25 protein-coding genes are annotated in these 26,643 nt (G+C 39.1%); 20 read left to right on the forward strand and 5 right to left on the reverse strand.

Annotated features, from left to right (window positions below; translation table 11 throughout):
* Positions 1-28 precede the first annotated feature (28 nt).
* Genes EDC37_RS02375 through cdaA form a run of 3 tightly spaced genes read right to left on the reverse strand, consistent with a single transcriptional unit; the run spans position 29 to position 3,422 of the window.
* A complete protein-coding gene (locus EDC37_RS02375; RefSeq protein WP_132547543.1) occupies positions 29-1,654 on the reverse strand; it encodes an NAD(P)/FAD-dependent oxidoreductase in 1,626 nt (541 codons plus the stop codon).
* Entirely contained in the window at positions 1,651-2,601 is a 951-nt protein-coding gene (locus EDC37_RS02380) for a CdaR family protein (protein ID WP_132547545.1), read from the reverse strand. Before EDC37_RS02380 ends, EDC37_RS02375 begins: the two co-directional genes overlap by 4 nt.
* Positions 2,598-3,422, reverse strand: a complete 825-nt coding sequence (gene cdaA, locus EDC37_RS02385) for a diadenylate cyclase CdaA (RefSeq protein ID WP_132547547.1) — start codon at positions 3,420-3,422, stop codon at positions 2,598-2,600. Before cdaA ends, EDC37_RS02380 begins: the two co-directional genes overlap by 4 nt.
* Before the next feature lie 265 nt (positions 3,423-3,687).
* Here cdaA and EDC37_RS02390 point away from each other — a divergent pair, with 265 nt between their 5' ends.
* The 11 genes from EDC37_RS02390 (at position 3,688) to EDC37_RS02440 (ending at position 12,353) form a co-directional block, all read left to right on the forward strand.
* Positions 3,688-4,404: an MBL fold metallo-hydrolase gene (locus EDC37_RS02390; RefSeq protein WP_231040109.1), complete on the forward strand. Its 717-nt coding sequence runs from the start codon at positions 3,688-3,690 to the stop codon at positions 4,402-4,404.
* 19 nt (positions 4,405-4,423) lie between these two features.
* Entirely contained in the window at positions 4,424-4,897 is a 474-nt protein-coding gene (locus EDC37_RS02395) for a peptidylprolyl isomerase (RefSeq protein ID WP_132547551.1), read from the forward strand.
* A 3-nt stretch (positions 4,898-4,900) separates the two neighbouring features.
* Complete coding sequence (locus tag EDC37_RS02400) at positions 4,901-5,161, forward strand: GIY-YIG nuclease family protein (protein ID WP_132547553.1); 261 nt, start codon at positions 4,901-4,903, stop codon at positions 5,159-5,161.
* A gap of 68 nt (positions 5,162-5,229) precedes the next feature.
* Positions 5,230-6,174 carry a nitronate monooxygenase gene (locus EDC37_RS02405; RefSeq protein WP_132547822.1) on the forward strand — a complete coding sequence of 315 codons (945 nt, stop codon included), beginning with the start codon at positions 5,230-5,232 and terminating at the stop codon, positions 6,172-6,174.
* Positions 6,175-6,399: 225 nt separating this feature from the next.
* Positions 6,400-7,185 (forward strand): flagellar motor stator protein MotA, encoded by a 786-nt coding sequence (motA, locus tag EDC37_RS02410; RefSeq protein ID WP_132547555.1) that lies wholly within the window; start codon positions 6,400-6,402, stop codon positions 7,183-7,185.
* A 1-nt stretch (position 7,186) separates the two neighbouring features.
* On the forward strand, positions 7,187-7,960 hold the full coding sequence (locus tag EDC37_RS02415) for a flagellar motor protein MotB (RefSeq protein ID WP_132547557.1): 774 nt from the start codon (positions 7,187-7,189) through the stop codon (positions 7,958-7,960).
* A 137-nt stretch (positions 7,961-8,097) separates the two neighbouring features.
* Positions 8,098-9,651 (forward strand): NAD(P)H-hydrate dehydratase, encoded by a 1,554-nt coding sequence (locus EDC37_RS02420; RefSeq protein WP_132547559.1) that lies wholly within the window; start codon positions 8,098-8,100, stop codon positions 9,649-9,651.
* A gap of 116 nt (positions 9,652-9,767) precedes the next feature.
* Complete coding sequence (locus EDC37_RS02425; RefSeq protein ID WP_132547561.1) at positions 9,768-10,010, forward strand: ribbon-helix-helix domain-containing protein; 243 nt, start codon at positions 9,768-9,770, stop codon at positions 10,008-10,010.
* Positions 9,988-10,365 carry a type II toxin-antitoxin system PemK/MazF family toxin gene (locus EDC37_RS02430; RefSeq protein WP_132547563.1) on the forward strand — a complete coding sequence of 126 codons (378 nt, stop codon included), beginning with the start codon at positions 9,988-9,990 and terminating at the stop codon, positions 10,363-10,365. The genes EDC37_RS02425 and EDC37_RS02430 overlap by 23 nt, the downstream gene beginning before the upstream one ends.
* A 344-nt stretch (positions 10,366-10,709) precedes the next feature.
* Positions 10,710-11,753 carry an N-acetylmuramoyl-L-alanine amidase family protein gene (locus EDC37_RS02435; RefSeq protein WP_231040108.1) on the forward strand — a complete coding sequence of 348 codons (1,044 nt, stop codon included), beginning with the start codon at positions 10,710-10,712 and terminating at the stop codon, positions 11,751-11,753.
* 15 nt (positions 11,754-11,768) lie between these two features.
* Positions 11,769-12,353 (forward strand): GerMN domain-containing protein, encoded by a 585-nt coding sequence (locus EDC37_RS02440; protein ID WP_132547565.1) that lies wholly within the window; start codon positions 11,769-11,771, stop codon positions 12,351-12,353.
* A gap of 26 nt (positions 12,354-12,379) precedes the next feature.
* Here EDC37_RS02440 and EDC37_RS02445 read toward each other — a convergent pair whose 3' ends face one another.
* Positions 12,380-13,897 carry a helix-turn-helix domain-containing protein gene (locus EDC37_RS02445; RefSeq protein WP_132547567.1) on the reverse strand — a complete coding sequence of 506 codons (1,518 nt, stop codon included), beginning with the start codon at positions 13,895-13,897 and terminating at the stop codon, positions 12,380-12,382.
* A 712-nt stretch (positions 13,898-14,609) separates the two neighbouring features.
* Between EDC37_RS02445 and EDC37_RS02450 the strand changes: the two genes are divergently transcribed.
* The 9 genes from EDC37_RS02450 (at position 14,610) to EDC37_RS02485 (ending at position 25,857) form a co-directional block, all read left to right on the forward strand.
* Entirely contained in the window at positions 14,610-16,349 is a 1,740-nt protein-coding gene (locus EDC37_RS02450; protein ID WP_132547569.1) for an L-lactate permease, read from the forward strand.
* A gap of 38 nt (positions 16,350-16,387) precedes the next feature.
* The gene (locus tag EDC37_RS02455) at positions 16,388-17,032 is read left to right on the forward strand and encodes an electron transfer flavoprotein subunit beta/FixA family protein (protein ID WP_243642160.1); all 645 of its coding nucleotides are present in this window, start codon (positions 16,388-16,390) and stop codon (positions 17,030-17,032) included.
* Complete coding sequence (locus EDC37_RS12735; protein ID WP_231039948.1) at positions 17,029-17,181, forward strand: hypothetical protein; 153 nt, start codon at positions 17,029-17,031, stop codon at positions 17,179-17,181. The genes EDC37_RS02455 and EDC37_RS12735 overlap by 4 nt, the downstream gene beginning before the upstream one ends.
* 10 nt (positions 17,182-17,191) lie before the next feature.
* Entirely contained in the window at positions 17,192-18,388 is a 1,197-nt protein-coding gene (locus EDC37_RS02460; RefSeq protein WP_132547571.1) for an electron transfer flavoprotein subunit alpha/FixB family protein, read from the forward strand.
* Complete coding sequence (locus EDC37_RS02465; protein ID WP_132547573.1) at positions 18,385-19,785, forward strand: FAD-binding oxidoreductase; 1,401 nt, start codon at positions 18,385-18,387, stop codon at positions 19,783-19,785. Before EDC37_RS02460 ends, EDC37_RS02465 begins: the two co-directional genes overlap by 4 nt.
* Before the next feature lie 68 nt (positions 19,786-19,853).
* Positions 19,854-20,453, forward strand: coding sequence for a LutC/YkgG family protein (locus EDC37_RS02470; RefSeq protein WP_132547575.1), 600 nt, complete (start codon positions 19,854-19,856; stop codon positions 20,451-20,453).
* Positions 20,454-20,458: 5 nt separating this feature from the next.
* Complete coding sequence (gene ldhH / locus EDC37_RS02475) at positions 20,459-22,627, forward strand: L-lactate dehydrogenase (quinone) large subunit LdhH (protein WP_132547577.1); 2,169 nt, start codon at positions 20,459-20,461, stop codon at positions 22,625-22,627.
* Between the two features lie 338 nt (positions 22,628-22,965).
* Positions 22,966-23,280 (forward strand): metal-sensing transcriptional repressor, encoded by a 315-nt coding sequence (locus EDC37_RS02480; protein WP_132547579.1) that lies wholly within the window; start codon positions 22,966-22,968, stop codon positions 23,278-23,280.
* Entirely contained in the window at positions 23,281-25,857 is a 2,577-nt protein-coding gene (locus EDC37_RS02485; protein ID WP_132547581.1) for a heavy metal translocating P-type ATPase, read from the forward strand.
* A 158-nt stretch (positions 25,858-26,015) separates the two neighbouring features.
* Here the strand turns inward: EDC37_RS02485 and EDC37_RS02490 are convergent, their stop codons facing one another.
* Entirely contained in the window at positions 26,016-26,636 is a 621-nt protein-coding gene (locus tag EDC37_RS02490) for a DUF4867 family protein (protein WP_132547583.1), read from the reverse strand.
* Positions 26,637-26,643: the final 7 nt, after the last annotated feature.

The following is a 26,643-nucleotide window of genomic DNA, read 5'->3' on the forward strand; positions in this document are numbered from 1 at the left end:
CTCCTCGAAATTTAATTTGATTTAATTATTAGATTTTATTTTGTTTTGTCTGTATATAACTTAGGGCAGCGTTGATTCCGTCTATTGCAGCACTCATTATGCCGCCTGCATAACCTGCTCCTTCACCGATAGGATAGAGTCCTCCTGTGTTAGTAGAAAGAAGGGTATCCTTATCCCTTAAAATACGGCATGGTGAAGAAGAACGCATTTCAAGACCTGTCAATATTGCCGATTCATTAGCAAAGCCAGGAATCTTTTTTTCAAAAGAAGGTAATGCCAGTTCAATTGATGTTGCTATTCTAGCAGGGAGTAGTGTATGCAGATCAGCTAAAGTAACGCCTGGTTTATAAGTAGGGACAGTGAGAAATTTATCAGAACCATGTTTATGTTTTAAAAAGTCGCCTACAGTTTGAACCGGAGCATAGTAATTTTTTCCGCCGGCAATATATGCGATATTTTCATAATGCCGCTGGAATTCAATTCCGGCTAAAGGATCATTACCAAAATCAGCAGGTGTCACAGGGGATAGTAAAGCACTGTTGGCAATACCCGAGTTTCTGGCATGATAACTCATCCCATTAGTGGTAAGGTATTTCTTTTCTGAAGCGGCAGCCACTACTTTTCCGCCTGGACACATACAAAAGGAATAACAGGATAAAGCTTTTTCCCGATCCTGCCATGTCAAAGCATAGTCCGCAGCAGGTAAACGTGCATTGCCCGCATCCACGCCGTATTGTGCGGTATCTATCAAAGCCTGTGGATGCTCAATACGTACACCTATGGCAAAAGGCTTGGCCTGCATTTGGACACCTTTTTGCAGAAGCATTTCGTACGTGTCACGGGCACTATGTCCTATGCCTAGAAATAAGGCGTCACAAGGGATTTCTTCTTTCGCCTGCGTAACTATTCCCTGTAATTGTTTATTAACTATTTTTAAATCGGTAAGCCTAGTAAGAAAATATATGGAAGCATTTGCTTTTAAAAGCTTTTTACGGATGTTTTTCACCACTCTGCGCAATATATCTGTACCAATATGTGGTTTATGCAAATAGCATATTTCCGGGGGCGCGCCGGCTTCAACAAAATCGGCTAATACTTGCTGTATCTTGGCATCGTTGATTCGAGTGGTCAATTTTCCATCAGAAAAAGCACCAGCTCCGCCTTCCCCAAATTGCATATTAGAATAAAAGTTAAGGTTGCCTGTGCGCCAAAAGTCTTTTATATCTTGGTGCCTTGTATCAACGTCGCAGCCTCTTTCTAAAATAAGAGGCCAATATCCATATCGGCATAATGTCAGCGCACAAAACATACCGGCAGGACCAAACCCTACGATGATAGGGCGAGGATCGGTGTAATGCTTTGTTACTGGTATGGCAGGCATTGCATTTACTGCGGGCGGTATATCAGTAATAATATTTTTATTTGTCTTTAAGCGTTTGGCAAAATGTTTTTTGTCAATGCCATCATTTAAAAGCACATCGATGGTAAAGACATTATAGATGGGAGCGTTTTTATACCTTCGAGCATCGATGGCCTTGTGGATAATAGTTATTTTTTTGATATAGCTATCTGAAATTTTCAGATAGCTGGCAACTATTTTTTCCAAAGGATCGGTATTGTCGAAAGGAACATTTAAATTTTTTATACGGATCAATTTTTCGAATCATCTCCTTGTTTAACGGGTTCTTTTTCAGAAATTTTAATGCTTACCTTGACTGTGTTAGTGGAAACCGTGATTCCATCAGGAACTGCTAAATTGACAGTTTGTTCACCCGAACTCGTCATTTTAGCTAAAGAAATCTTTGCGGTATCAAGGGAATTTATTGTAGAAATTACTTGTGGATTGCCTGTTATTTCTACCTTATCAGGTGTTGTTTTTAAAGAATCAAGCGTAAACTCTGTCGGCAGGTCAGAATCGGCTATGGGCCTTACTGCGACAACTTTATGGGTAAGCCCATGAGCTAGGGTGATGCTGGCGTTGACAGTGGAACTTAAAAGCGTAACGTCGCTGACTTCTTTATTATTGTCATCTACAGCGCGAAGCGGAACGATGACAGTGAAATCATCCTTATTATTGTCCAGCCCTATATAACCTATAGCCTTGCGGACTTGGTCAACTTGTGTCCGCGGCCCTTTTACGACAATGGTATCAGCTGATTGTTTGGTGTCGGCGACAACCATATCGTCGGCAGGTTTTCCAGAAAGTATAAGATCAATTGGAATCTGTTTCTGGATTATCTCATCGATGACAAATTTTACATTTTCTGGTGTTGAACTAATTAATTCAAAACCGGCAGGAAGCTGGATATGGACAGGCAGAGTCTGTTCTCCTTCTTGCACATTAGCAAGGTCTACATATGCTTTAAAATCAGAGTTGTCCACAGCAGCAAATGCAGAACGAGGTGCTTTGAGGACGAGTTTTATCGTATCGCTGTCATGGTGGATTTGATAACCATCAGGCGCATTAATAATACTGAGTTGTACAGAAACCGAGCTTGTTATTGATGGATTCTGCTCATTCATTACATACAACCATAAACCTAAAGCTAATAATAAAGATAAGCCTTTTAAAAATAAATTCTGCCTTAAAAAATTGATCATTTTTTATTGTTCCTCCAGTTCCTGATAAAATCGCTGAACACAGAAGATTTTTGGGAAAACAGCGGTATCAGATACTGCTTGAGTTGGTCTGAATCCAAATGCCTGTATATGCGGCCGTGCTCGGCAACGGATATCGTCCCTGTTTCTTCACTTACTACTACCACTACCGCGTCACATTGTTCAGATAAGCCGATAGCTGCGCGATGGCGTGTACCAAGTTCTGTACTGAGGGTACGGTCATCAGTGAGCGGTAGCAGACAGCCAGAAGCAATGATACGTTTTCCCCTGATGATTGTGGCACCGTCATGGAGAGGCGTATTGACAATAAAAATATTCATCAGCAGTTCAGAGGATACCACTCCGTCTATGAAAATACCATTTGAAGCTATATCATCAAGACCCATTTCTCGTTCAATAACGATAAGCGCACCCGTTTTTTTCTGTGCCATACGTACGACGGCAGAATCAATTTCGTTGACAAGACTGCGCGCTTCGTGGATATCTAATAGCGATGAGCGTACAAAGACTCGTCCTTGCCCGATATGTTCAAGAGCGCGGCGCAGTTCAGGTTGAAAAACAATTGGTAGGGCTACAAACAGTAATGTTACAGTTTTTTGCAAGAGCCAGTAAATAACGTGAAGGCCAAGCCAGTCACTCACGATGGTGAGTACTAGTAGTACGATAATGCCCTTGACCAGAGTGATTGCCCTAGTGTTTTTCAACATTTCATATGATTTATATAAAATAATGGCAACAACAATAATGTCAACGACATCAAGTGCACTGATAGTTGATAATAATCCTTTTATTTCTATTAACATTACGATTCTCCTTAGAAAAGGGTATAAATAGCTATTCTATTTTTGTGGCGGAAATCCTTGCACACTAAATAATTTTCATGCAAGGGACAGCCGATATGTAAAAGATTTACATGGATCTATATAATAGTATCATATTATTTATGTATTGTGGAGTCTCAATAAATAAAACAAATAGGAAAATAGAAATTTTATGGTAAAATATAATTGTTGACATGGATATGAGCTTGTTAATAAAATATTAATGATTAGAAAAGAGGAGAGGAGTTTGAAAGATATAGTAAATATAACATACCTATATAACAGTGGTTTTGTTGTAGAAATGGATAAGTATGCGTTAGTGTTTGATTATTATATGGATAAAACAAATTATCTATCTAAACTGTGTCAAAAGTATGATAATGTTTATTTTTTTGTATCACATAGTCATTTTGATCACTGGAATCCGGCTATAGGTGAATTTGCCCAATATGTGCGTAAATACTTTCTAAGTTACGATATACATAATAGAAATTCATTGCCGCAGGAGAAGACAGTGGTTTTGGATGAATATGATGAGTATAAGGATGATACAATAGACGTCAAATCATATAGTTCAACTGATGCGGGAATATCTTTTCTTGTCAGTATAGGCGGCTGGAAAATATTTCATGCGGGAGATTTTAACTGGTGGCATTGGAAAGGTGATACCAAGCAAAATAATGCTTTCGCCAGAAATGGTTTTGTTAAGCAGATGAAAAAGATTGCCGGACTAAAAGCGGATATAGCTTTTTTCCCTGTTGACAGACGTTTGGAAGAATGCTGTGATTGGGGTGTCAAAGAATTTTGCAGACAGACTGATGTCGATAATTTAATTGCCATGCATAACGCAGATCGGCAGCCTTGGCCATTGCAACCGGATTTTGCTGGAGCCGATAAGCATATAAAGGTTTGGTCACCAGTACATCCAGGAGAAACAAAAAGAATAGAAAAATTAGAGAAATAATTTGTTGAGGAGAATTTTAATGGGAAAAAATAAGATAACGCTGTTTAAAACAAATATGGGTGATTTTGAAATTGAATTATTTGAAGATAAAGCACCGATAACAACTAAGAATTTTTTAGATTTGATTGATAAGGGCTTTTATGATGGAGTCATTTTTCATCGTGTTATTGATGGTTTTATGATTCAGGGAGGCGATCCGGACGGTACAGGAATGGGTGGCCCTGGGTATACAATTCCAGATGAATTTGATGCCAGCCTGAAACATGATAGTGAAGGGATTTTGTCTATGGCAAATGCGGGTCCCAATACCGGTGGGTCTCAATTTTTTATAACTTTGGCGCCAACTCCATGGCTTGACGGACATCATTCGGTTTTTGGTAAAGTTATAAAGGGCATGGATACGGTTAAAAAGATTGGCCATGCAGAAACAGATTTTGAAGATAGACCTTGTGCAAAAATAGTGATCGAATCGGTTTCTGTAAAAGAAGATTAAAAAATGGAAGCATATACATATATGCTTTATTGCAAAGACGGAAGCTTTTATACAGGCTGGACAAATAATCTGCAAAAACGCCTGGCTGCACATAATGAGGGAAAAGGGGCAAAATATACACGAGTCCGCCTTCCGGTAAAACTTGTGTATTATGAGCGATATTCCAGTAAATCTGCGGCAATGCATAGAGAATACGAAATAAAACAACTTACGCATGGAGAAAAAATGAGTTTGTGCAGTGATCTTAATGACAAACTTTTCTAAAAGTGATACCATATAACTAATTGTTTACTAAATTAAAACGAATGTAACATAGGGGGAATGAATTGACTATGCAGAAACTGATAACTGAAGTTTTAAATATTAGATATCCTATTATTCAAGGCGGTATGGCTTGGATATCTGAAGCGCAGCTTACGGCAGCTGTTTCTAATGCTGGCGGTGCGGGAATCATTTCAAGCGGTGGAAGGACAACTGATTTTGTCCGCGACCAGATACGCCTTACAAAAAAATTGACAGATAAACCTTTTGGTGTGAATATGATGCTTATGGCTCCTAATAAGGAAGAAATATTAACAGTTATTTGTGAAGAAAAGCCTGCTTTTGTTACTTTGGGTGCAGGCAATCCTGTTCCATATTTTGCAAAATTGCATGAGGCTGGCATAAAGGCTGTTCCTGTAATTCCTAATGTTAAATTAGCGAAAAGAGTGGCAGCGGCAGGTGCTGATGCATTAGTAGCTGAAGGTATGGAAGCAGGTGGACATATAGGCGTTTTATCTACAATGGCATTGATGGAACAGGTTATCCCGGCTGTTGATATACCGGTTGTGATGGCAGGCGGTTTTGCCGACGGAAGAGGTTTGGCAGCTGCATTGTTGATGGGCGCGGCTGGAGTACAGATGGGGACACGTTTCCTTGTGGCTGAAGAATGTCAGGTACACCAAAATGTAAAGAACAAACTTTTGGCTGCTGTAGATACAGATACCATCGTTACAGGATATACTCTTGGTGCCGCAGTGCGTGGCTTGAAGAATAAATTTTCACAGGATTTTGTCGCAAAAGAAAATAGTGGCAATACATCGAAGGAAGAGCTTATAAAAATGGCTACAGGAACCAATAAACTGGCTGCTGTGGACGGTGATGTTGAATATGGGATGGTACAGGCGGGAGAAAGTTTGACACCGCTTAAAAAAATAGAACCGGTGAAGGATATCATCGAGTCGATTATAAAAGAAGCGCGGGTAGTGCTTCAACAGGCGGGGCAAGTCCGCTTGTAAGAATGATTGAAGTCCATGCTGATATTGCATGGACTTCAGTAATCAAAAAATCTTTTTTAATAGGTATGGCAGGGCTTATTTGAATATTTTGCTGAGCAGAAGTTTCTATTAGGGAAAATAAAAAATAATTTATATAGGATTTTTAATATGCAGTATTGAATATATAGTAGGTCAGATCAATGCTTTTTATATAAACGGATTTATTGATTCAGGGAGGAATTGAGCTTGGAAAAATCTACACTTATAGGTTTAGTCGCAGGTTTTTTATCGTTAGGGATAGGATATGTGCTAAAGGGAGCAGATCCGTCAGTATTAATTAATCCAGCAGCGTATTTGATAATTTTGGGAGGGACGTTTTCCTGTTTATTTACAGGTTTTACTCTCGAACAAATGAGAACTTTTCCCAAATTGATAAAAAAGACCTTGCAACCACCTGACAATAAGCCTAAAGGTGAGCTCCTTCACTTGTTTGTGGAGCTGTCACAAATTGCACGTCGAGAAGGTATTCTGGCATTAGAAAATCGGATCAATGAAATACAGGATCCTTTTTTTCGTTCAGGTTTGTCGATGGTCATTGATGGTATGGACCCAGAGTTCGTCAGTGATGTATTAGAAGCAGAACTACAGGTTATGGAACACCGTCATGCCGAATGTATGTCTATATTTGTCCAGGCGGGTACATACGCACCTACACTTGGTGTATTGGGAGCAGTTGTCGGTCTTATTGCCGCCTTAGGGAATTTGGCTGATATAGTCGCATTGGGACACGCCATTTCTGCGGCGTTTGTGGCTACACTGCTTGGTATATTTACAGGTTATGTATTATGGCTGCCAATAGCTAATAAGTTGAAGATATTGTCCCAGATGGAAATTGCCCAGAAACGAATGATTATTGAAGGTATTTTATCTTTGCAGGCTGGTGATTCACCGACGGCTATAGAAGCTAAGCTGATGATATTTATTCCGCAGACAGAACGGGATTTATTGAAATCCGAAAAAGTAGGTGAATGAAGTGGCACGAAAAAAAAGAGCTAAACCAAAAGAGGACCATCCGAGTGAAGCATGGTTGTTGCCATACTCAGATTTGATGACGTTATTGTTGGCACTTTTTATAGTCCTTTATGCTATAAATGCAGCTTCTAGTAAAACTAATTCGGAGGACGTTACTGCTACGTTCAGGCATGGCTTTAATGCAGGCGGGATATCGTTTTTTGATAAAATGGGATCACAAAATGGCTATACAGCTTATTTAACGGAAGATCAGTCTAAGGAGAAATCGGTCAATAATTATGTGGCTGAAAATGATAAGTTGGAAAAAGAACGGGCAAAATTGGAAGCTTATATAAAAGAGAATAATTTGCAAAATGAAGTCAGTACACAATTAACTGAACAAGGGCTGATGGTCCGTATCAAGGAAAAGGCGCTGTTTCCGTCAGGCAGTGCTGATTTGACAAATGATTCGGACAGAATAACTACAGTTGTCGCTTCTGTATTGGGATCTGTAAAAGAAAATGTCACAATATCGGGATATACGGATAATGTGCCTATTGCCAACAGCAGGTATCCTTCAAACTGGGAATTGAGTTCACAGCGTGCTTTGAACTTTATGAAGGGTGTTTTTGCAAAAAATCCACAGCTGGATCCAGCTCGATTCCAAGCTACTGGCTATAGTGAATATCATCCTATTGTTCCCAATGATACGCCAGAGAATAGGGCGCAGAATCGACGTGTTGAGGTCTTGATAGCACGCAGCTATAGTTCATCAGAGATGCAGACAATCAAGTAGTTTTATTAATTTTATAGATATATTAATGCATATTAGATTTTTGTTGATAAAACATTAGAATTTAATATGCATTTATTATACTCAGATAGTTTGCTATTCTCTTATATAGAAATGGCAAAACAATGGAGGGAATAAATTTGCGTATCGCAACAAAGGAAGAAATACGGCAGGTAGATAAAAAAGCAATTGAAGAATACGGTATAGAAGAAATAGCCCTTATGGAGAATGCAGGACGGGCAGTTGCTGACGCTGCTGCCGCCTTTTTTGAGCATATAAAAGGAACTTCTGTTTTTGTGGCTGCGGGAACTGGTAATAATGGTGGTGATGCATTTGTGGCCGCAAGGCATTTGCTGAATAATAATGCTAAGGTAACTATTTTTGTTGTTGGTAATATGGAGCATATGACAAAATCAGCCCACATCAATTACAATGTATTAGAACGTATGCAGGCTAATTTATATCATATTGATACAGAATGTGACTGGGATAAAGTAAAACTTGCCTTAGAATTGTCAGATGTTATAATTGACGGTATCTGCGGAACAGGAATTACACTTCCACTGCGTAAAGAGCAGCAGAAAATGGTAACCTGCATTAACAAGGTGCATAAGCCTGTAGTCGCTGTTGATGTTCCCAGTGGACTTGAAAGCGATAAGGGGATTGTTTATGAAGGACAGGCTGTTAAAGCTACAGTAACAGTAACTATGGGCATTCCCAAGACGGGGCTTCTGCTTTATCCTGGAGCATATTATGTAGGAAAGCTTATAGACGATAATATTGGCATACCATTATCTATACTCAATGACGCAGATATTCGACAGCGTCTGATAGATGAATGCCTGGTTAAAAATATTATTCCACCTCGTTCTATGGAGGTCCATAAGGCAACTTGTGGCAGAGTTTTGGTTTTGGCAGGTTCAATAGGCTATACAGGAGCTGCTGCGCTCTGTGCGCAAGCTGCGCTTCGGGTAGGGGCAGGGCTGGTCACTTTAGCGGCAGCCAAAAGTTTGTATCCTGTTTTTGCAGCGAAGATGACAGAGGTAATTGTTACACCATTGCCAGAGACTGCTGCAGGCGCATTGGGAATGAAGGCTGCTGATGTCCTGTTGCCGAGAGAAGAAAGTTATGATACCATTTTAATGGGACCAGGATTAGGCAGGGCAGAAGAAACTATGGAATTTGTCCGTAGTTTTGCTGCAAGTGTAAAAAAACCGCTTGTCTTGGACGCAGATGCAATATTTGCTTTTGCCGGACATGCAGCAGAGCTGAAAAAATGTGCTTTTCCTCCGATATTGACACCACATCTGGGAGAGATGGCCAATCTGTTGCAGATCAAGGTAAAAGACCTTAAAAAGGATTTATGGGAATATGCTAGAAAAGCCGCAGTAGAATACAATTGCGTATTCATCCTTAAAAGTGAAAAGACCATTGTTGCTTGTCCTGATGGCAATATCTTTTTGACAACAGTAGGAAACCCTGGTATGGCTACTGCAGGGTGCGGTGATGTACTAGCTGGTGTGACGGCAGCTTTGCGAGCTGACCGCATGGATGAAAAAAAGGCTGCTATTGCAGCCGTTTATATACATGGTAAAGCAGGTGATAAGGCAGCTGAAAAAGGGATGGCAGGACTTACCGCCGGAGATATTGTCCAAAACATTCAGGTAGCTCGCAGATCTGTAGATGGCAAATGAAAATATTAATATTAAGTATCTTAAGTTTAATATAGTAAATTGACAATTTACGTTAAACCCCATATACTATAAATAATTGTATCCTGTTGTATCGCAAGAGTATAGGAGGGGTTTTATTGTCCGCGTGCAGACGTATTGTTATTGACTTGCCTAACGATCTGGCTGGTGAATTGGAAAATTTAGCACAGGCGGAGCAGACTAGTCATGAAGAGTTATTATGTAAGGCTGTTCAGTCATACATTGAAGATTGTAAACATAGGAATATTGTGGAACAAATGAAAAAAGGTTATAGGGAAATGGGGTCAATCAATATAACTATAGCGGAAGAAGGTTTATATGGAGGGATATCAAAAAAATGACCGCACAGTGATAAAACGCGGTGATATTTTTTATGCTAATCTCAGCCCAGTAGTTGGTTCTGAGCAGGGAGGATCGCGTCCAGTTTTGATATTGCAGAATAATATTGGCAATAAATACAGTCCTACGATAATCGTTGCTGCGATAACTGCACAGATAACGAAGGGCAAATTGCCCACACATATAGAACTGAAGGCAGACAAATGCAAACTGGAACGCGATTCTGTTGTACTGCTGGAGCAATTGAGAACTATCGATAAGAAAAGACTTCGCAATAAAATTACTACACTTGATAATAACATAATGAAAAGCGTGGATGAGGCTGTAAAAGTCAGTATGGGGCTAGTACAGTTTTAAACGGAATTAGAATATCAGCGGCAGAATTAAACGATGAGTGATGATATGAAGATGGATTATAGTTACTTTATAAATTGGGCAATAACACCTGACAGCGATATGAACGGGAATGTGTAATACATAAATTAGGTATCTGAATACTGAAAATGGTTTTGCCGCTTTTTAGTGACATTAAAAGGAAAAACACGGCTTTAAGAATAATTGTTATTTATTATTTTGAGGCATGGTAATAGAGAAAACTTGTCGATTGACTATTGTATTCTTTTACAGCAAAAAGGAGCAGCATGGTCTATGGACGGTAAAAATATCGGAGAATTGGATCTGATGGAAAGTGAGTAGCAGTTTTGTTAAAAAAGACATCGTTATTTTTAGTACTTGCAATATTTTTGTTTCAAGCGGTTTGTTTAGCAGGTTCTTTTTCGCCGGATGATTTTCGGTATAGTGTTCTGCGGTCATCTTCAGTCACAAATTATTTACATATGGAATTTAGACTGAGTGACAAAAATACCAAATATACTTTACAGGTGAATCCGGAAAATAAAAGGGAGCTTTTTCTGACTATTTCTGATACAAAGCTCAAGCACAATAATTTAAAGCAGACTGCATTGGATGGTGAGTTTGCCGATAAGATAAGCTTTAAAGATGACGGCGCCAATATCAGGGCAGTCATTTCTCTTCCGTATGATGCTGACCAAGCTGATTACAAGGCATATATGGTTGATAACAATAAGTCCAAATCGGGAAATAATGTTTTGGCAGTTGATATTAGTAAAAAAGAAGTGCAAAAGTCTGTATCGCCATCGCTGCAGGCGGTAGCGGGACATGTTATAGTTATTGATCCAGGGCATGGAGGCAGTGATTCAGGTGCTGTTGGGCCTGATGGGATAATGGAAAAAAATGTTACACTTGCTGTAGCCCAAAAGGTGTATAATATTCTTGTCAATAATGGGGCTACTGTAATTATGACACGCACCACGGATAGAGATGTATATGCACCTAATGCCAGTGCCGTAGATGAATTGCAGGCACGTGTTAATGTGGGCGAATTTACAAGAGGTACAGATATTTTCTTAAGTATTCATGCAAATTCTTTTTCTAGTCCTTCTGCTAATGGGACAGGAACCTATTATTATCAATATTCGCCGCAAGGTGAAAGACTGGCTTCACTGATGCAGGAAGAAATGATAAATGCTAACGGACTTACTGACAGAGGGACGGCGGCAGCTAATTTTTATGTCTTGAAACATACGTCTATGCCTTCGGCATTGATAGAGCTTGCATTTATATCCAATTATCAGGAAGAACAGCTGCTGAACAGCGATGATTTTCAAGAAACGATGGCAGAAGCTATCTGTAGAGGCATCAGCAGATATTTCCAAGGTAGTTAAGGAGGGGTAAATAGTTTGAAGCAAATAAAAACAGTACTGGCGGTATTTCTGGTTCTTTCAGTGGTTTTAGTAGCCGGATGTAGCAGTAATACTGATAATAAGGAACAGGCCGGCCAACAAAATGGGCAGATAACGGCTAATGACCAGGCTAAACCAGAAAAAGCTGCTCCAGATAAAAAAGCGGCAAAGAATATTAAGATGACAGTGTATTTTCCAGATGAGAACGGGCAAAAACTGATTGCTGCAGAAAGAACACTGGACATTTCCACTGACGATAAATATACTGCGGCAATTAAAGCTTTATTACAGGGGCCGAAAAAGGGTGAAGGCATAGCCATTATTCCTGCGGGAACTAAGTTATTAGGTGTTACTGTCAACAAGGACGGACTTGCCGAAGTTAACTTTGACAATACGTTTGTTAAAAAGTTCTCAGGGGGCTCTACAGGAGAAATAATGCTTGTTGGTTCGATAACTGATACGCTTACAAATTTTTCTGAAGTAAAAACTGTACGTTTTTTGGTGGATGGAAAACCATTGGAAACTTTAAGCGGACATCTTGATTTGACGACACCTGTTACACGAATGCAGAATATATTATAAAAAATTATAAAAAACGCTCCGGTGTATTATTGCACCGGAGCGTTTTTTTGCCATATGCGGTATAGTAAAGCATTATTTTTTTTATATATATCTTCTAGTTCATCTGCGGAAAATTTACGGCACGTTGGCCTATCCTGTAAATTTCGGAAAAATTGATTGAACTTATCGATTAAAAGAGTGTCCTTGAGTAAATATATGGTCTTGCTGACATTTTTTAAGAAGGATTTATTCTTTTTTAAATATGCCGTTTTTGTATTGCTGTAATATGAGAGTTTAAAATATTCTTCCTCGTTTTGCGGTTGTGATTCGCCCAACAGATAAACATTTATATTAGGATTTTTCTGCATGGATTTTATTAATTGTTGAAGTTGTGCCTCTCTTTCCTGGGCCGAGGTCACATAATCAATTTCACCGTAAGTCAGCTGGCCGTTTTCTATATAACGAATTATGTTTGCTTCAGGTAAAAAGAAATCAATATGCGCGCTTTCAAATTGTTCTTCCCATGTTATTTGCATATTTTGGATGGTCTTTTGCATGTCAGAAGAATATTTATAGTCACGTGAAGAGTTAAGCAGTTTTTTGAATGCTTGGGCGGGCAGAAAAAATTCAAAACCTTTGGCGCAGAAAAGCAGAAGATCACTGTCCAAATAAAAGAATGAACGGAATTTTACCAATTCTATATCATGTTTCGGTTCAAGAATACAACTTTTATAATCAAATTTCTCAAATGTGCGTTCCCATATTTCTTTTGATATATTTTTATCTGCTATATAAGTGCATATATCCATTAAATTATCTTTATGTATTGAATATTGAAGCGAAAAATAATTTTTAACAGTTATCACATTAGAATGGGAAAAACTCTGGTCATTATATATATGGAAATTGATATTGATATACTTGTTGAGCATACTGTAAAGGCGTGGAATAAAGGAAGCTGGTGCATGGGCAAGCTTATCTGTATTGCAGCCAATGTATATATTGATATTTTCGGATGAAAAATGACAATAACTGAGGAAATCTAGAAAGGCATCACGGGAAAGAAGGGTGACGATATCACTTGTTATTAGGATGCTGATACTTTCCTGTAAACCGCTAAGCAAAGAAGCTATTTTGCTATTGAAAAATTTTTTTATGTTAGTTCTTCCTACTATGGTCTGATAAGGAGTTGTTGGTGAAAAGCTTTGTTCATTATTAGCGGGTAATGATTCTGCTTGATTTTGATAATAGGCATCGTTAAGTAGATTATTGATTTCCTTATTTAAGCGTTCTTTTGCGTTTTCGGCAGTTATTTTAGTGGACAACTTTATGCCAAATTCATTAAAAAATGGATAAAGGCGGTCTTGCTTTACAAGCTCCTCTGCTATAAATTCGGCGATACGGTGATTGACACGTGCTATATATTTAGGCGAGGGGCGATTGATATTGTTGCACCATTTACTTAGATAGGAAACATCATAACCTATGAAGTCAGCAAGTGCACTGAGTTTAATGCTGGAAAATTTTATAAGATGCTTTAAAGTCTGCGAAAAATTCTTTCTCATAGAGTACCAGTCCCTTTTTATTTAGTGAAAAATAAGCAATAAAAAAATAATATAACTATATTATACAATAATAATTAATAATATTAAAAATAAAATTAATTTATTCTACAAAATAGAAGATTGTTGATTTTTGTTGAATTACATTATTCAATAGAAATCAAAGAAATTAATAAAAAACCCATTGAATACAGTATTATTATAGATTGAATTTTTGAATAAAACAAGTTGATTGATATTCAAGAAAATAATTCATAGTAAAATAAAAGAATAATGCGCCTGAATTTAGTGTAAAAAATGAATTAAGCGAAAATTCAAGACAAATGTAAACAAGTTTTGCTCACATTGACTAATCACTGTATTTATCTATATTATGTATGTAACAGGTTTAAATATTAATTTTAAATGTATACAATATTTTATAAATTTAAAATATTTAAAGTGAAAGTAAAAATTAGATCTTTCTCTTAAAAAGTACACGTAAAAAGATTTACGTCGCTTTTAAAGAATAAGAGCGATGCAGATATAATTCTTTAAGGGAGTAATGTTAATAGTAGGGAAAGGAGCGCTGGTTTTATGAGATAAAATGGCAGTGAATTTCTAATAAATGGAGTGAGAAAAGTAGTATTTGGTAAGTTCTAGATTGGTAATAGATCGTAATAAGAGAAAGAGCGTAAATTTGCTTTTATAATATTTTGCGCGAGGAGAGATAAAAGTGTATATACAAAATTTTGATCCTTTAAATAATATGGTTGGATCAGCAGCATTAGCATTTCTACCAATTGTTTATTTTTTTGTGGCGTTGATAATATTTAAAATGAAAGGTCATTGGGCAGCAATAACTACTACTGTTTTAGCCATTGTATTAGCTGCTTTGGTTTACGACATGCCGGTTATTCTTTCCGTTATGTCAGCTATACATGGAATTTTATATGGGATTTTCCCTATAGGCTGGATCGTAATAGGTGCAGTTTTCTTATATAACATCAGTGTAAAGACAGGTCAATTTGAAATTATAAAAAAATCAATTGTATCTATTACAAACGACAGACGGTTGCAACTGCTGCTTATTGCATTTTCCTTCGGTGCTTTTTTGGAAGGCTCGGCAGGGTTTGGTACACCTGTTGCAATAACATCAGCAATGCTCATCGGTATGGGATTCAAAGCGAAAAAAGCTGCTTGCCTCAGTTTGCTGGCAAACACCGCACCAGTAGCATTTGGTGGTTTGGGGATTCCAGTTTTGGTTGCTGCTCAGGTAACAGGTTTTTCAGGAGATTATATTGCTAAACTGCTAGCAATGATTTGTCCGATAATTGGTTTTATTGTTCCTTTCTATTTAATACTGGTAATGGCTGGCTTGAAAGGCTTAAAAGAAGTTTGGCCGGCAGTGCTTGTTACATCAGTATTCTTTTCAATACCAATGGGACTGACTTCCTATTTTGTTGGGCCTATTCTTCCAGATATAATCGCATCACTGGCTTCGATGATTGCTTTAGTACTCTTTTTGAAAATATGGCAGCCGAAGCATATTTATCGGTTTGAAAATGAAGCAGAAGCATCAAGTGAACATATTGTTCTTAGTAAGAAAACGATTATAAAAGCTTGGAGTCCTTTTATTGTTTTGATATTATTCATCGCTGACTGGGGAATGAAAAGTGTTACCAGTTTGTTAGATTCAGTAAATATCCTTATACCGATACCATTTTTAAATAATGCAATAATGAACAGTACAACAAATACCCTTGTAGAAGCAGTATTTAATTTCAACTGGCTTTCTGCCGCAGGTACAGGTATCGTTTTGGCCGCATTCATGTCTTGCATAATATTGCATGTTTCCGTTGGTAAATCAATTAGTATTTTTGCTGATACATTAAATGAATTAAAAATAGCTTTGCTTACTATAAGCGGTGTTTTGGCTTATGCTTATGTGGCAAATAACAGTGGTATGACAACTACAATGGGACTGTTAGTTTCGAAAACAGGAAATATGTTCCCGCTCTTTGCACCAATAGTTGGTTGGTTAGGCGTGTTTGTTACTGGTTCAGATACTTCCGCAAATGCACTCTTTGGTAAATTACAGACAACAGCATTTTCGGCAGTAGGCATATTACCGATAATGGGTATTGGCGCCAATTTGGCAGGTGGGGCTGTAGGTAAGATGATATCTCCACAGTCTATAGCTATTGCAGCAGGCACGACTGGATTGACAGGTAGAGAAGGCGAAATTTATAAATTCAGTATGAAACATTCAATAATTTTATTAGCGATGATTTGCTGTATCATATACTTCCTCGATGGTATTTTCCTTTCTGTCCTTGTGTCTGAAGCAGGTAGTGGAAGTGCACAGGCAGCAAGCAGTACGGCATCTAGTGGTGGATTAATAATATTATTGGTTTCGTTCGTCATCGTTTTCTTAGCGAGAAAATTGTTACCATCATCTAAGACCACGGCCTGAAAATATTAAAAATATGTAATGCTATGGAGAGAAGTAAAATGAAAATACTGGTATGCATAAAACAAGTCCCCGGAACAAATAAGGTAGAAGTAGATGAGAAAACCGGGGTATTAAAAAGAAATGGTGCAGACAGCAAAATGAATCCGTATGACCTTTATGCACTGGAAACAGGACTGAGACTGAAAGAAAAATATGGCGGCACGGTAAGTGTTATTACAATGGGACCGCCACAGGCAAAGACTGTTTTGTATGAAGCGTTTTCTATGGGTGCGGATAACGGTGCGCTCATAACAGACAGAAAATTTGGCGGCGCTGACGTGCTGGCGACAAGCAGAACCCTGTCACAGGGCATAAAGAAGTTTGGTAAATTCGACATTATCTTATGCGGTTTGCAGACGACAGATGGAGATACGGCGCAGGTAGGCCCGGAAGTAGCTGAAATGCTGGATGTCCCGAATGTCTGCAACGTGCAGAAAATAGAAAGAGTAGAAAAAGACGGTATTGTTGTAGATATGGACATGCCGCATGACATAGAAACAGTAAAGGCATCCTTTCCCTGCCTGCTGACAGTGCAAAAAGACATCTATCAGCCGAGGCTTCCCTCGTATCTGAGAAAAAAAGAAACTATGAAAAAGATATTGAAATATATACCTTCAGCGATATGCAGGACCAGGATGAAATGAAATACGGACTGAATGGTTCACCGACAAACGTACAGAGAATCTTTCCACCGGTAAGCGATAAAGTACAGGAATACCTGGAAGGAACGAGCGAAGAACTGGCGGCAAAGATTTATGGTACCCTGAAGCAGAAAAAATTCATAGTAGGATAGAGGGAAAAACATGGCAAAACTAGTAATCCATCAAGAAAAGATAACAGACGCTAAAGCATTGATAGCGATTTGCCCGTTTGGCGCCATACAGGAAAAAGATGGAAAGATATCAATAAGCGCAGCCTGCCGGATGTGCCGGATGTGCGTAAAAAAAGGCCCTAAAGGGGCAATAGAGTATGTAGAAGGACAGAAAAAAGCGCAGATTGACAAGACAAAATGGCGCGGTATAACAGTTTATGTAGATCATGTAGATGGTGTAATCCATCCCGTAACATATGAACTTCTGGGAAAAGCAAAAGAACTGGCAGCCAAGATAAAGCAGCCGGTATATGCACTCTTCATCGGCAGCAGTATTAAGCATAAGGCTGAAGAACTGCTACACTATGGGGCAGACAAAGTATATATTTGCGATAAACCGCAGTTGGAATACTTTAAAATAGAAGCTTATACCAGTGTCTTTGCAGAATTCATCAAGAAGATAAAACCGGCGGCAATCCTTGTCGGCGCTACGCCAGTAGGCAGACAGCTGGCACCGAGAGTGGCTGCGCGGTTTGGCACAGGGCTCACTGCCGACTGTACTATCCTTGACATAAAAGAAAACACCGATCTCGTCCAGATCCGTCCAGCTTTCGGTGGCAACATCATGGCTGAAATTCTCACACCGAACACCAGACCACAGATGGCTACCGTCCGTTATAAGATAATGGATGCGCCTAAATGGAATGACGTAGTGACAGGTACAATAGAAGCACTGCCTGTCAGCGATGAGAAACTGAAGAGCCGCATTGAAGTTTTGGGCGTAACCAAAAAAGAAAAAGAACAAACAATAGACGGGGCTGATGTCATTGTCGTTGCCGGCAGAGGCGTCAAGAAGAAGGCAGACCTCAAAATGATTGAAGAACTGGCAGACCTTCTCGGTGGCCAAACAGCATCGACGAGACCTCTCGTAGAAGCGGGCTGGATGGACCCGAAAAAACAGATAGGGCTGAGCGGACGTACAGTAAGACCAAAATTAATAATCACCTGCGGCGTATCAGGGTCAGTTCAATTTGTGGCAGGCATGAACCATGCCGACACGATCTTTGCCATAAACAGCGACCCGAAGGCATCTATCTTCAAGACAGCCAACTATGCTGTAAAGGCAGACCTCTATGATGTCATTCCTAAACTGATCGAAAAAATAAAAACAGGGGGAAAAGTACTATGAAACCCTATAAGCAAATAACCGAAGAGGACCTTAAAAACCTCGCTAAAATAATAGATAGGGAAAGAATTCTCTGGAAAAAAGAAATAAACGAAGAATACAGCCACGATGAACTGAGTGCCGGACAACATTATCCAGACATCGTAGTGAGAGTCACCAGTGCAGAAGAAGTTTCAAAAATTCTCGCCTATGCAAATAAGAACAATATCCCTGTTACCCCAAGAGGAGCTGGCACTGGACTTGTCGGTGCAGCAGTTGCTGTCGAACAGGGCATCATGATAGACACAACCTTGATGAACCATTTTCTGGAACTTGATGAACAAAACCTCACCTTGACCGTAGAACCGGGAGTACTACTCATGGAACTTGCCGAATATGTAGAAAAAAGAGGTTACTTCTATCCACCTGATCCTGGTGAAAAATCCGCAACAATCGGCGGCAACATCAGTACCAATGCAGGCGGCATGAGAGCCGTAAAATTTGGTGTTACCCGTGACTACATCCGCGGCCTTGAAATAGTTCTTGCCGATGGGACCATAATGACCCTCGGCGGTAAAACAGTTAAAAACAGCTCTGGTTATGCCTTAAAAGACCTTATCGTGGGCTCAGAAGGAACACTTGCTATTATCACCAAGGCAATCCTGCGGCTTTTGCCGTTACCAAAGAAAAATGTCAGCCTGCTCGTACCGTTCCCGACACTGGAACAAGCAATAAGGGCAGTGCCGCCGATCATAAAATCAAAGGCAATCCCTACGGCAATAGAATTCATGGAAAAAGAAGTAATCATGGACGCCGAAAAATACCTCGGCAGAAAATTCCCGGACAATCAGGCAGATGCGTACCTGCTGCTTAAATTTGATGGCAATACAATGGAAGAAATCGCTTCCTACTATGATTCGGTAGCACAGATTTGTCTTGACCAAGGGGCAATAGACCTGCTTATCGCGGACACTGATGAAAGAGCTGAATCCATTTGGAAGGCAAGAGGGGCATTCCTCGAAGCAATAAAAAGCTCCACTACCGCCATGGATGAAGTCGACGTAGTAGTACCGCGCAGCAGCGTTAATGACCTTGTTGAATACATCCATAACCTGCAAAAACAAACAGGCACAAGAATAAAATGTTTCGGTCATGCGGGCGACGGCAACCTGCATGCCTATATACTCAAAGATGACATGACAGACGAACAATGGAAAAAGGCATTAGCAGTGACAATGGGGAAAATGTACCAGAAGGCGCGTACCCTTAAAGGCAGTGTTTCTGGTGAACACGGCATAGGCTATGCCAAAAAAGAATATTTGAAACAATCTATGCCAGCAGAAGCATTACAGATTATGCAAGGCATAAAAAAGGCATTTGATCCGCATAATATTTTAAATCCTTGTAAAGTCTGCCAATAAAAAAAGAAGTTTGGATAGTACAATATATATTATATGTGTGTGGGAAATTTATTGAGGAGTGAATCAGTATGAGAAGGGTAAGCCATGAGTGGCAGAAGTATTTACAAAAAGGGTTTATAGATAAAAAATATTGGGATGGTTTTAAAGAAAATGCACAGGCAGCTTCAGTAGAATTAAAAGAAGTAAAAAGCTATGAAGACGCTATTCCCGTAATAGAAGGCATAATCGAAGACGTGAAAGCTTCTAGTATAGCAGCAGTAGGCGGCGATGAATCAGAAAAGCTCAACAATATCTATAAGAATCTGGAACAAAATTGTAAAGTGTATACAGATAAATTTGATATTGCCAAAAATGCACCTACTGTTGACATTGGTATTTCCGTTGCTGAATTTGGCGTTAGCGAAACGGGAAGCGTATGTGTTGATAATTATTCTTATGAAGCAAGAGTGACGACTATGCTGCCACCGATTAATATTGTGTTTATGAACAAAAATAATGTAGTGAATACTATGACAGATGCTTTTGCAATACTGGAAAATGTTTTTGATAAGGGTTACACGGGGTTTGTTACAGGCCCAAGCCGTACCTCTGATATAGAAAGAGTTTTAACCTTAGGAGTACATGGACCGAGCAGATTAATACTGTTTGCAGTGGATGGGATGGAGTGATAAAAATGGCAAACCGGAATATAAAAGTTGAAATTAAAGAAAAATTACATGATGGAACTCTGCGCAGCAATCTGGAAAGATTCTCGGAACAATATCCTACGGCTAGAGCTAAAGCGTATGCTAATGTTGAAAGCATTGAAGCTTTGCGTGACGATCTCAAAGATATGAAGAGCTATGCTGTAGCTCATATTGAAGAATTAGCCGATGAATTCCAAGCTTCTTTGGAAAAAAGAGGGGCTAAAGTTTTTCGGGCTAAAGATGGAGATCAACTCAAGCAGCAATTGATGGAAATATGCCGGGAAAATGGCGTGCATAATATTGTTAAATCGAAGTCAATGGCTACGGAAGAAATAAAACTAAATGATTACTTGGAACAACAGGGATTGCACGTAAAAGAAACAGACTTAGGCGAATGGATGCTTTCTGTTGCAGGACAACATCCTTCGCATATGGTAATGCCAGCAATCCATTTAAATAGAAAACAATGTGCTAAATTCTTCTCGGATGAACTTAAAGAAGATATTCCTAGTGATATTCCTTTTATGGTTCAGACGGCTAGACGAGTAATGCGTGAAGAATTTTTAAAGGCAGATATGGGTATATCAGGAGCCAATTTTGGTATAGCTGAAAATGGGGCAATTGGCCTTGTAACAAATGAAGGTAATGCACGTATAGTTACAACATTGCCACCAGTACATGTTATTATAATTGGTTATGAAAAACTCATACCAAAAGTAAGTGACGCTTCAAAAATAATGCGGCTTTTACCACGTAATGGTACCTGCCAGCGTATGGTAAGCTATTTGACATTGATTGATGGCCCTACACCGATAATCCATGAAAAAAATGGTAAAATGGTGGAAGAAAATAAAAAAGTTTATGCTATTTTACTTGATAATGGGCGCTTAAAGGCAGCACATGATCCAGTTATGAAAGAAGTTTATCAATGCGTACGGTGTGCATCATGTCTTAATGTTTGTCCTATATGGTCAACTGTAGGCGGAAATGTATACGGACATATTTATTCTGGTGGTATAGGTGCGATTTTGACAGGTCTGTTGAACAGCCTTGATGATTTTGCCCAATTTAGTGATTTGTGTATAGGCTGTCGTCGTTGCACGACTGTCTGTCCTGGTAAAATAAACATCCCGGATCTTATTCAGGAACTGCGTAATAGACGGGTTGCCCAAAAAGGTTTATCCCTGCCAGAAAAATTGATATTCCAAAAGATTATGACAAATCGTAAACTTTTCCATACTTTGTTGCGGACTGCTTCGATAGGGCAGAAACCTGTGAAGTCAGGTAAATTCATCCGTAACCTGCCATTGTTCTTTGCTAAAATGACAGAAGGACGTAGTTTACCAACAATAGCGGATAAGCCTTTCCGCGATAGAACAAATGACTTATTTAAGCATAATCCTGCTTCTCCTAAAATGAAGGTAGCTTTCTTCAGTGGTTGTAATCTTGACTTTGTATTCCCTCAGACGGGCGAATCTGTAGTTAAAGTATTACAAGATATTGGTGCTGAAGTGGTTTATCCGCAGGATCAGAACTGTTGTGGTAAACCGGTTATAGGAGCGGGCGATCTTGACACCGCACGCAAATTAGCCAAGAAAAATATAGAAGCACTGGAAAGCGCAAATGCCGACTATATAATAGCTGCTTGCCCAACTTGTGCAGAAACTTTGGAAAAGACATATAAAGAACTGTTTGTGCATGATCCGGCATGGTTGAAACGTGCTGATAATTTGAGCAAGAAGATAAGAGAATTTACGTCCTTTGTAGAACAAGCATACGAAAAAGATAAGCGTTTGAAAGTTACGCATGGTAAAGAAAAAATAACTTATCATGATTCGTGCCATATGAGACGTAGTCTTGGTATTTACAAAGAACCGCGGAAACTTCTTGAATCTGCAGCTGGGTATGATTATGTAGAAATGAATGGCGCAGATCAATGCTGCGGCATGGCTGGATCTTTCGGTATGAAATATGCAGACCTGTCCGTTCAACTACTCAATCGGAAGCTTCATAACATCAAGGAAAGCGGTGCCCAAACTATTGCGGTCGCTTGTCCGGCTTGTATGATGCAGATTGGTGGTGGCCTTGATAAGAATGCCCCTGAGATAAAGATAAAGCATATAGCTGATGTTTTGGCAGAAAATCTTTCTGACTAAGGTTTCCCACTCAACATTTTTAATATAGAAAGCCGTATGATGGGTTTATGGTATTACGTCACAAATACCGTAAGCTTATCGTACGGCTTATTTTGATTTATTAAAAACTAAATATCAATAAATGCTCTAGCTTATGTGTTTGTCTTGATACTTACGGTACATACTACATGAAATTTTCCCGAAAAATTTTATATATTCGTATTTTATTTATTGTGACGCTATAGAAAAAGCATATATTTTGTGGTTGAGTGATTTAAAATATTTATTCTATACTTGACAAGTAATAAATAAAGTCGTATATTAATTTTATACCCCATAGGGGTATAGGAGGCGATGAAATGGTCTGCCAATGCAATAACAAAAACAATGGCAATATAAAATACAAAAAAAGAGATGCTGAAGAAAAGAAAAATTTGATTACGCGGCTGAGCCGAATTGAAGGACAAGTCAGAGGCCTTAGAGCCATGGTGGATGATGATCGATACTGCGTTGATATATTGATACAGGTTTCAGCAGTTCAATCGGCTTTGAATAGTTTTAATAAAGAGCTTTTAGCAAGACATATAAAGACGTGCGTGGTGGAAGATATAAAAAAAGGAAATGATGAAGCCATCAATGAGCTTTGCGAACTTTTGAAAAAACAAATGAAGTAGGTGGAAAAATTGAAAGAAAAGTTTGCAGTAACTGGTATGACATGTTCTGCGTGTTCATCACATGTCGAAAAAAGTGTGGCAAAAGTGGCAGGGGTATCTGCTGTGAGTGTCAATTTATTGACCAACAGTATGCAAGTTGATTTTGATGATAAAAGTACAGATTCAGCTAAAATAATAGCCGCTGTTGAAGATGCCGGATATGGGGCTTTTGTGTATGGCAAAGAAAAAAAGCAACAAATTCCGTCAGCGAAGACGGCTATTGCCAATATGAAAAAACGTCTTATTATCTCAGTAGTTTTTTTACTGCCCTTGTTGTACTTATCTATGGGACATATGATGTACGAAGCTTTTTCGTGGAAGATGCCAGTTTTTATGATGGCTTATTTTTGGGGGAATGCTAGTGCGCATGCTTTTGCGTTCACACAGCTTCTCCTTTTAGTACCGATCATACTGGCCAATCAAAATTATTTTAAAAATGGTTTCAAAACACTTTTTAAAGGCAACCCTAATATGGATAGCTTGATTGCAATAGGCGCCGGGGCAGCAATTGTATATGGTATATTTGCCATTTATCGTATAGGTTATGGTTTGGGGTATGGCAATATAGCGCTCGTCAACCAATACCGCTTAAATCTTTATTTTGAGTCTGCTGGTATGATTCTCACATTGATAACCGTAGGCAAATTTCTTGAAGCAAGATCAAAAGGCAAAACCAGTGAAGCCATTACTAAGTTAATGCAGCTAGCACCAAAAACTGTAACAGTCATAAGAGATGGTAAAGAAAAAGTTATTGATGCTGCGCAAATGCTTGTTGGTGATGTTTTTATCATTAAACCGGGAGAAGCGGCTGCCGTTGATGGTATAGTCCTTGAAGGAAAATCTTTTTTTGATGAGTCGGCAATAACGGGTGAAAGCGTGCCGGCTGCAAAAGAAAAAGGGGATAAACTGGTTTCGGCATCAATTAATAAAACAGGATTAATAAAGGCTAAGGCAGTGAAAGTCGGTGAAGATACCACCCTTGCCCAAATCATAAAATTGGTTGAAGAAGCTTCCTCAAGCAAGGCCCCTATTGCTAAACTGGCTGATAAGATAGCAGGGGTTTTTGTACCGGTGGTAATAGGGATAGCGGTGCTTACTGCTATTTTCTGGTTAGGTATGGGATATGAAGCCGAGTTTGCGATATCAACCGCAATAGCCGTTTTGGTCATTTCTTGCCCTTGTGCATTAGGATTGGCAACACCAGTGGCAATTATGACGGGAACAGGAAGAGGCGCGCAATACGGCATCTTGATAAAATCAGGAGAAGCATTGCAGACCGCGCATAAGATCGATACCATAGTCTTAGATAAGACGGGAACAATAACACAGGGCAAGCCTAAGGTGACTGATATAATATGTGCTGACGGCATCACGGAAGGCAGCTTGTTGGCGATTGCGGGTTCCATCGAAAAAGGCAGCGAACATCCTTTGGCAGAAGCAGTAGTAAATAAATGTTCGCAGGAAAATATTGCTCTAACACAAGTGACTGATTCTATGGCACATTTTGGCCGTGGAACGGAAGGTTTTCTGGATGGGCATAAGTATTATGCAGGTAATGAAAAACTGTTGCAGGAATGCCATATTGCTTTTAACGGTAAATTGTATGATGATGCTTGTAATCTGGCAAAACAAGGAAAGACGCCATTAATATTTGCTGATGAGAAAAAGATTTTAGGAATAATAGCTGTAGCTGATACGATAAAAGAAACTAGCAAGCAGGCAGTGCAAGAATTGAAAGAGTATGGAATTAATGTAGTTATGCTGACAGGTGATAGTGAAGCTGCGGCACAGGCTATTGGTCGGCAAGCTGGAATAGAAAATGTGATAGCAGGTGTGCTGCCAGCGCAAAAAGAAGAACAGGTGAGCAGCTTAAAACAAAAAGGACATGTGGTAGCTATGGTAGGCGACGGTATAAATGATGCTCCTGCCTTGGCAGCTGCCGATGTGGGGATTGCGATTGGTGCAGGTACTGATGTGGCAATTGACAGCGCAGATATTGTCCTGATGAAAAGCGACTTACTGGATGCAGCAAAAGCTATCAAGCTCAGTAAGGCAGTAATACTTAATATAAAAGAAAATTTATTTTGGGCATTTTTCTATAACATTATCGGGATTCCATTGGCTGCAGGTGCCTTATACTTAACATGGGGCATAAAATTGAATCCAATGTTCGCGGCAGCGGCCATGAGCTTGAGTAGTGTCTGTGTTGTTACTAATGCCTTGCGTTTGAAAAGACTGCGGCTGGGAGATTCTAATCCTGATAGAAAAGATGAACCTATGCCAATTTCTAATATAGATAGTAAAGAAGAAAAAGGAGAAAACAAAATGAAGACAACAACTATTATGATTGAAGGAATGAGTTGCGGCCATTGTACCAGCAGAGTAGAAAAGGCATTGCGCCAGGTAAATGGGGTAGATTCTGTCAAAGTAAGCTTAGATGATAAGAATGCTGTCGTTTCCGCTGGAGAAAATGTAACGGCAAATGCTTTAAAAGATGCTGTTGTAAACGCGGGATATGATGTAGTAGGACTCAAATAATTTTGCTGAAATGAACTGAAAAGCAGAAGCCGTGAGGTTATTACTTATACGCGAAGTGCCCGCCCAAAGTTAGATCAGTAAATCTAACTTTGGGCGGGCACTTCGTGTTTTATCAGCTTGGTAATCAATATTAAATTAAGGAAAATAGAAATCTTAAACTAACATTGGGTGTTTTCACCGATGAGACCAATAAAACCACCGTCTTTATCAATATTACTTTCGGCATGGCCGATAAGCCATTTATTTTCTGCAAACAACAGTCTGTTTTCACCGTCTAAGGAGGAAGGTTTTTCTGGTAATGGCATATTTGTGCCTTTTGGCAGTACTACGCCGCAGCGAAATTCTTCACCATTTTGGCGGCAAGGAGCATAATGGAGGGTTGTAGCATATAATTCCACTGCCGTTCCCTGTGGTACAAAAAACAGTTCAATGTTTTCCGTCTTATAAGTATTGTTGCTATAATCGATATCTTGCTGGCGGCCGAGCATTAAAATGAGATCAGTTGCAGCTATATCAATTTCTGAACTGCGATGATATTCAACTGCGTTTAATTTATTATTACGACCACTGCAAAAGCCAAATTCAATGTTAAGGCCGCCAAAAACTTCGTTTTGTATTTTTTTAAATAAAGGAAGCATTTCCAGCGCTTTATCCGATGCTTCATATACTACACCGTCCTTGATGGCGTCTTTGCCAGCCATTGTTTTTATAAAAGTAGTAGTATCTATTTTTATTATTTTACCATAGTCGTTAAAAGAATTATCTAATACACTTTTCATTATTATT

The organism is Pectinatus cerevisiiphilus (genome assembly GCF_004341685.1).
Taxonomy (GTDB): Bacteria; Bacillota; Negativicutes; order Selenomonadales; family Selenomonadaceae; genus Pectinatus; species Pectinatus cerevisiiphilus.

Excerpts from the sequence above, each read along its gene's own strand:
- EDC37_RS02455 (WP_243642160.1), top strand. The coding sequence starts at position 16,388 with ATGAAAATACTGGTATGCATAAAACAAGTCCCCGGAACAAATAAGGTA.
- EDC37_RS02465 (WP_132547573.1), top strand. The coding sequence starts at position 18,385 with ATGAAACCCTATAAGCAAATAACCGAAGAGGACCTTAAAAACCTCGCT.
- EDC37_RS02490 (WP_132547583.1), bottom strand. The coding sequence starts at position 26,636 with ATGAAAAGTGTATTAGATAATTCTTTTAACGACTATGGTAAAATAATA.
- EDC37_RS02445 (WP_132547567.1), bottom strand. The coding sequence starts at position 13,897 with ATGAGAAAGAATTTTTCGCAGACTTTAAAGCATCTTATAAAATTTTCC.
- EDC37_RS02430 (WP_132547563.1), top strand. The coding sequence starts at position 9,988 with ATGGAGGGATATCAAAAAAATGACCGCACAGTGATAAAACGCGGTGAT.
- EDC37_RS02395 (WP_132547551.1), top strand. The coding sequence starts at position 4,424 with ATGGGAAAAAATAAGATAACGCTGTTTAAAACAAATATGGGTGATTTT.
- EDC37_RS02380 (WP_132547545.1), bottom strand. The coding sequence starts at position 2,601 with ATGATCAATTTTTTAAGGCAGAATTTATTTTTAAAAGGCTTATCTTTA.
- cdaA (WP_132547547.1), bottom strand. The coding sequence starts at position 3,422 with ATGTTAATAGAAATAAAAGGATTATTATCAACTATCAGTGCACTTGAT.
- ldhH (WP_132547577.1), top strand. The coding sequence starts at position 20,459 with ATGGCAAACCGGAATATAAAAGTTGAAATTAAAGAAAAATTACATGAT.
- EDC37_RS02405 (WP_132547822.1), top strand. The coding sequence starts at position 5,230 with ATGCAGAAACTGATAACTGAAGTTTTAAATATTAGATATCCTATTATT.
- EDC37_RS02400 (WP_132547553.1), top strand. The coding sequence starts at position 4,901 with ATGGAAGCATATACATATATGCTTTATTGCAAAGACGGAAGCTTTTAT.
- EDC37_RS02460 (WP_132547571.1), top strand. The coding sequence starts at position 17,192 with ATGGCAAAACTAGTAATCCATCAAGAAAAGATAACAGACGCTAAAGCA.
- EDC37_RS02470 (WP_132547575.1), top strand. The coding sequence starts at position 19,854 with ATGAGAAGGGTAAGCCATGAGTGGCAGAAGTATTTACAAAAAGGGTTT.
- EDC37_RS12735 (WP_231039948.1), top strand. The coding sequence starts at position 17,029 with ATGAAATACGGACTGAATGGTTCACCGACAAACGTACAGAGAATCTTT.
- EDC37_RS02480 (WP_132547579.1), top strand. The coding sequence starts at position 22,966 with ATGGTCTGCCAATGCAATAACAAAAACAATGGCAATATAAAATACAAA.